This is a genomic window from Gilvimarinus polysaccharolyticus, assembly GCF_001187555.1.
Lineage (GTDB): Bacteria > Pseudomonadota > Gammaproteobacteria > Pseudomonadales > Cellvibrionaceae > Gilvimarinus > Gilvimarinus polysaccharolyticus.
This window is the reverse complement of record NZ_LFIJ01000002.1, coordinates 491,910-497,909: the sequence shown is the minus strand read 5'-3', so window position 1 is coordinate 497,909 and position 6,000 is coordinate 491,910. Positions and strand designations below refer to the sequence as shown.

8 protein-coding genes are annotated in these 6,000 nt (G+C 40.4%); all 8 read left to right on the top strand.

The window, feature by feature from the left end:
* Window positions 1–220: 220 nt before the first annotated feature.
* The 8 genes from GILYN3_RS10725 to GILYN3_RS10690 all read left to right on the top strand — a co-directional run bounded on the left by GILYN3_RS10725 (window position 221) and on the right by GILYN3_RS10690 (window position 5,969).
* Window positions 221–1,777, top strand: a complete 1,557-nt coding sequence (locus GILYN3_RS10725; protein WP_049722976.1) for a transposase — start codon at window positions 221–223, stop codon at window positions 1,775–1,777.
* Window positions 1,778–1,951: 174 nt separating this feature from the next.
* Window positions 1,952–2,314, top strand: a complete 363-nt coding sequence (locus GILYN3_RS10720) for a hypothetical protein (protein ID WP_049722975.1) — start codon at window positions 1,952–1,954, stop codon at window positions 2,312–2,314.
* A 117-nt stretch (window positions 2,315–2,431) separates the two neighbouring features.
* A complete protein-coding gene (locus tag GILYN3_RS10715) occupies window positions 2,432–2,944 on the top strand; it encodes a DUF6933 domain-containing protein (protein WP_049722974.1) in 513 nt (170 codons plus the stop codon).
* Window positions 2,945–3,023: 79 nt separating this feature from the next.
* Window positions 3,024–3,485, top strand: a complete 462-nt coding sequence (locus GILYN3_RS10710; protein ID WP_049722973.1) for a GNAT family N-acetyltransferase — start codon at window positions 3,024–3,026, stop codon at window positions 3,483–3,485.
* Window positions 3,486–3,608: 123 nt separating this feature from the next.
* Entirely contained in the window at window positions 3,609–4,067 is a 459-nt protein-coding gene (locus GILYN3_RS10705; protein WP_198147344.1) for a GNAT family N-acetyltransferase, read from the top strand.
* A 104-nt stretch (window positions 4,068–4,171) separates the two neighbouring features.
* Window positions 4,172–4,927, top strand: coding sequence for a GFA family protein (locus GILYN3_RS10700; RefSeq protein ID WP_232305573.1), 756 nt, complete (start codon window positions 4,172–4,174; stop codon window positions 4,925–4,927).
* 107 nt (window positions 4,928–5,034) lie between these two features.
* Window positions 5,035–5,595: a hypothetical protein gene (locus tag GILYN3_RS10695; RefSeq protein ID WP_049722971.1), complete on the top strand. Its 561-nt coding sequence runs from the start codon at window positions 5,035–5,037 to the stop codon at window positions 5,593–5,595.
* Window positions 5,596–5,723: 128 nt separating this feature from the next.
* Window positions 5,724–5,969, top strand: a complete 246-nt coding sequence (locus GILYN3_RS10690) for a ribosomal protein L7/L12 (RefSeq protein ID WP_049722970.1) — start codon at window positions 5,724–5,726, stop codon at window positions 5,967–5,969.
* The last annotated feature ends 31 nt before the right edge of the window (window positions 5,970–6,000 follow it).

The window sequence follows — 6,000 nt, the reverse complement described above, 5'->3', positions numbered from 1 at the left end:
TATTGGGTGCGTGCTATTTATGCATCTAACAAGGCAAATCAGCATCAGTCGCTGCGCTCCTTGGACAGCCTTGCCGTCGCTCGTTTTGTGCAGGCTGCGCCTTTTAGCACAAAACAATCAACAACAAGTCTGCCGCTGTTTGCGGCGTTGAGGCTGTAGAAAAACTCCAAAAATCAGGAGGATTTTGATAAAATAAGGCATCGTAAATGGAGCTTCCGTTATGCCAAACTTCAAAAAATATAATTACAACCAAGATGCCATGGTGGTGATTAACTTCGAAGAGCAAATCCAGCCAGGAACCTTTGAATTTACCCTCCATAATCTGATCGATAATCACATTGATCTTTCCGAGTTTTATAAAAACTACAGTAACGATGCTGGTGGGCGCTCTGCATACGACCCTGCCATACTGCTTAAAATTATTCTTTTTGCCTACGCGAAGGGAATCACCTCTAGCCGTGAAATTCAGTGGCAGTGTGAACACAATATAATATTTAAAGCCTTGTCTTGTGATGCGGTACCTCACTTTACCAGTATTGCCAGCTTTGTAAGCAGCTACCCCGACGCTATCGAATCAGTATTTGAGCAAGTACTCTTGGTGTGTGACCAGCAAGGGCTTCTGGGGAATGAACTGTTTGCCATTGATGGTTGTAAAATGTCATCGAATGCAGCTAAAGAACACTCAGGCACCTTACCTGAATTGGAAGCCAAGCGTGACAAAATACAGCGGAGGCTTCGCGCGTGTATTAAAGAGCATAAAAAGTTAGACGGACGTAAGCCGAATGAACGAGAAAGAAAACAGCAGTTGACGAGCGCCACGGAAACCTTAGGAAAAGAGTTTGAACGGATTAATAAATTCCTAAAGACGGCAACCCCACGGATGGGGCAGGGTAAAAAGCCGACAGAGGTTAAAAGTAATATAACCGACAATGAATCGGCTAAAATTACCACCAGTAAAGGCACCATTCAAGGCTACAACGGTGTAGCGGCTGTCGATAAAAAGCATCAAATTATTGTTGAAGCTCAGGCCTTCGGTGAGGGCCAAGAGCACCATACGCTAGAGCCTATACTGGCCGGTATCAAGCAGCGCTACGCCCGTACGGGAATCAGCCCTGACATACTCAAAGCACAGGCCATTATTACCGCTGACACCGGATTTTCAAATGACGCCAATAATCATTACCTGCGCCGCGAAGGCATTAATGCTTATATCCCCGACAACCAATTTCGCTCGCGTGATAAAACCTTCGCCAAACAAAAAGAAAAATACGGTAAGCGTCACCGAGACACGGTGAAAGGTGTAAAGGCTGTGATTCCTTCCAGCGAATTTATCATCAATAAAAAGAAGAAAACTTGTCGCTGTCCGGCCGGCAAAGAGATGTGGCTAAAAAACGACATCATCGCCAACGATGGCAAGCGGAAACTCTTCTTTGAAGGTAAGTTGACAGACTGCCGACAGTGCGACCTTAAGCATCAGTGCATGCGCAACCCGAGTTCAGCCGATACGCGTGAAGGCCATGGTCGACAAGTCTCCATAACCTACACCAATGGCCGTACGGCGACTGACTGGATGAAACGTCGTGTCGATAGCCGATACGGAAAGGCGATTTACGGTCACCGTATGTCCACTGTTGAGCCTGTGTTTGGCAATATAGGCACTAATAAACGGTTGAACCGTTTCTCTCTACGTGGAAAAACGAAAGTACAGGGTCAGTGGCGTTTGTTTTGCTTGGTGCATAACATTGAAAAGCTAATGAATTATGGAGCGATTGCTTAACCACAGTCTTATCCACAATTACCTCTGCGTTACCGCGCAGAATAAGTGATTATGTTAAGCGAATGTGGTTGAATGGTGATCAATATAAAATTAAAGGGCAGGCTGAGATATGTGTTTTCGAAAAAAACGTTTTTCTACAGCCTCGTTAGTCTGTAAGCACAAAGTGATCAAAAAATGGAAGAGATAAATACTGAAATAAAAAAGAGTTTAGCACAAAAGGTCGGAGCGAATCTGGTCTCTAGTCATGGTAAAAAAAAGTATTATTCCCAGAGTGATATTTCTAAGGCAGTAGTTACAAGCGGCTTCGATTCGGCAATAACTTGTTGGGCGCTTTCTTTGTTTATGCATCACGATAGATTTGATGACTATCATTCTTCTATAGGCGAAGATTGTGATTATTCATCAATGAAAGAATCAATGTTATCCGCTGTTACAGAGTATGACTCCGAGTCATGGTTCAATTTCAATATTGATCTTTCCTGGTTGGAGCTCCCGGATATTGATGTGGGTTCCGTGTTTGATATCTTTGATTTCTAAACGCGCGTAACAAAAGGTTTAACGTTCGCCAGCAAGCTGGCTGGACCTTCATTCCGTCGTTTGTTGTGTGCTTAAATAGTACTTAACTTGTCGTTAAATACCTCGTAATCCAAAATTATGCTCATATTCAGAAATACGCAGAAAGTAAGCAAGGAGATCGGTTTAAAGAAAGGCGATATTGTCGATACCGATAACGAAGGATATCTTGGCTCCTGGTTTTGTAATATTGTTACTGTAAACCACAGGAAGTGTTTGATATTTTGTCACTCAACAACATTATATTGTTTTTGGGTTCCAGCCGTAAAAAAGAAAGATTTCTCAAATATCATTGAGTTATTCTTAAAAAATTTGGCACTAAACCTTAAGTCTGAAGGTATAGCGGAAGTAACGATTGAAAACTTACTTAATGAATACGATTCGCCTTTATTCAGCAAAACTAATAATCGGAGTGTGCTAGGGTCAATGAATGATTATGCCTATCTATTCGAGGCATATGTTGAGCCTTTAGGGCCTGCAGGGTGTGATATATTGGCCGTAAATAAAAAGATTAACACCGCTCCTATGAGTGCTTTAAAATACAGCAGTGGTATTAATGAAATGAAACGACTCTTAATGAGAGTAAGTATTTAACAAGTGTAGCGATGCGACCACAAAAATCGTTGCTTCGAAACAATGCGGCACATTCTAGAGGCGTTAAAACATCATTATTATGAATCAGCTAAATTACGGAATATTGGATATAAATAATGATCGAGACATTACTGTAGTGGCGGATATGCATTGTAGAGCCCCAGAAGAGTGGATGTCCGGCCATTTATATACAGAAAAATTAGTAGTGCGAACAGTAGAGAAAATTAGAAACTCAAAGGAAAAGTGTTACGTTGCAATAGCACGAAATGAAGAAAATACTATAGTTGGCATGCATTGGATTCAACTTGAAGTGCGCGACGAAGAGAAATTTGGAAATATCTTTTCACTTTGGGTAAATCCAAAATATCGACAGCTAGGCGTCGCGACACACCTTAAGGGTATGGCCGAATCTTGGCTTCGAAGTAAAGGCGCTAGTGAAATACGTTCTCACGTGTTTCTTGAAAATAAAAAAATGATGGTGCTAAATGAAAAGCTTGGCTATAAGCCTGTACTTTTGGGAATGTCTAAGAGCATTAAGTAAAAGTACCGTATGTTTTAAAAAAGCCAGTAACGGCGAGTAACTTTTCCGTCGTTTTTTCTGGTGAAAAGACTACCACAAAAAAACTACAAAGCTGCCGCCTCTGGCAGCGTTAATGGTAATTGTGTGATTGAGCCTTTATCCAATGAATTAGTCGATCCTGTATTTGAGTTAATGAAGCAGAACATGTTGAGTTACTACGTCAGGAGAGGTGAGGAATGGAATGAACATAAGATTAGAGAGTACTTCTTAGCCCAAGAAGGAATCGTAATCACTAAATCTGGCCAAGTTATAGGCTTCTCGTTCTATGAGTTAAAGGGAAAACTTATTCATATCCATACCTTACAGATTGCATCAATATACCAAAATAGAACTTTAGGTGGCCGCTTCCTTAAATGGTATCGGGATCTAGCAAGTAAAGTTGGTACTGAGGTGATTACTTGTGGTGTTTACGAAAGTAATGCAGCACGATATATGTATCAACGGGTTGGATTTAAAGAGATTGGCTTAGTGAACGGCGTAGTCAGAATGGCACTACCATTAACAAATACGGGCCTGGGACTCGTGGTCTCGCGTCAGCCGTAGACGTTATATGTAGTCAGCTATGGATGAATTTATATCAATAATACAGTTCCAACAACGATACCTTTTGGGTATTACTATTTTCATTGCTTTGGTTAGGTATTGTCGTGTGGACGACAAAAAATATTGTTAGTAATCTATGGGCAATAAATTTTTATGGGCCAAAGCTATATATTTCGTGGAGTTTACTAATAGGTTTCTGTGTATCCAAAAACGGACTGCTTCGAGTAATAGAATATGGAGATAAATATCGCTTAATTATCGCAGATTACGAAGACCCTGATATGTGGGATGGATGTCTTGGTTTCAAACCCAGGCGCCCGCGGCTTGGGGCGTTTTATATTCAAAAACCTGGAGGGCAAGTAATGCAACTAGAAGGTTCGTGTCATTGTGGTTGTGTCAGCTTCACAGTTTATTCTTCCCACCCCTATCCGTATAACTTATGTTATTGCTCGATATGTCGAAAAACCGCAGGTGGTGGAGGCTATAGTATTAACCTAGGTGGTGAATATAAGACTCTAAAGGTTGTAGGGGAGGAATTTATCAGTGTTTATCAAGCAAAAATAAAGGACTCTGAAGCTGGAGATGATCATGAAAGCCCTGGCAAAAGGCATTTTTGCAAAAAATGTGGCAGTGCGCTCTGGCAGTGGGATCCTAGATGGCCGGAACTTGTTCATCCATTCGCCTCTGCCGTTGATACTGAGTTGCCGTTACCTCCGGAGCGTACGCATATGATGTTGGGCTCAAAAGCTACATGGGTTGTAACTCATGCAGGATTATCGGATAAATTATTTGAAGGGTACCCGAAAGAATCACTTGCGGATTGGCACCTTAGGTTAGGCTTAGTGGATGAAAATACATAATAAAAATGTATCAAGATCTAAAGGATAGCGTGATACCTTATCAAGGAAATATCTTAGGGCGTGAGCGGAGCTGGTGAGCAAGTGATAGATTTCATGAAGGTAAAATCATGACAACTTACTTTATTTTTACTAGGAAGCAGCGTTCTTCAGCGTTGTTACTTATTGTCAATGCCGGGGTGGCATTTCTTCTCTACGTAGCAGCACACAAATATCTCCCCAATTTAACGGTCGATAAAAATGCGCTAATACAGTTTCTTGATATTCTAGATATTGCTATTTGGGTTGTTGAAGCTATTTTACTTGGCTTAGCACTGTGGTTTTGGTTTGAAAATAAAGAAGTTAGAGTTTGTGTTACACCAACTACTTTGTCCTATTTTGACCCTACCTTCAACGATGTGAGTTGGCAGGTTAATGTTTCCGACATTACGGAACTAAAGCAAATAAGCGATGCAATGCAAGAGTTTTCTTCTAACATAATTGTTCTAAAAAACGGAGAGAAAAAGCAACTAATGTATGGAAATTATAGAGGGTTTGATCGGCGCGCATTTTTCGATGCACTTGTATTGGCCAACCCGGATATTATTGTTCCAGAAAATACATATAGCTATAAAATACAAAGATCATCATGGGCTAAGCGAATTCGGAAAAAATTTGGATTAGATGAGTAATTTTTGAAAAACACACAACCAGGTTGATGTGACTAAGTTGGGTCGCTGTAAAAACTGAGGCTAGCCAGAATTTATAAATATGCGCGAGCAATGAAAATACATTAGATAATTAATAATAAGGAAATAGAATGATTTCTACATTAGAGCCAGAGGTTATCAGAGATATAGAAAATGGCCAGAAAATTAGGGCCATAAAAAAACTAAGAGAGTTGCGAGGTGTTGGCCTAAAAGAGGCTAAAGAGTTAGTCGACCTATATTCTGAACAAAATAATATTTCATCGCCATCAGTTACAAAAATAAAATCTAGTAAAGGTGTCATTTTTTTAACTATATTCGTTATTGCTGCGTACTATATTTACAGACATTTTAGTTAGTATAGGCTTCATTTCGTATCAGTTGATGCGT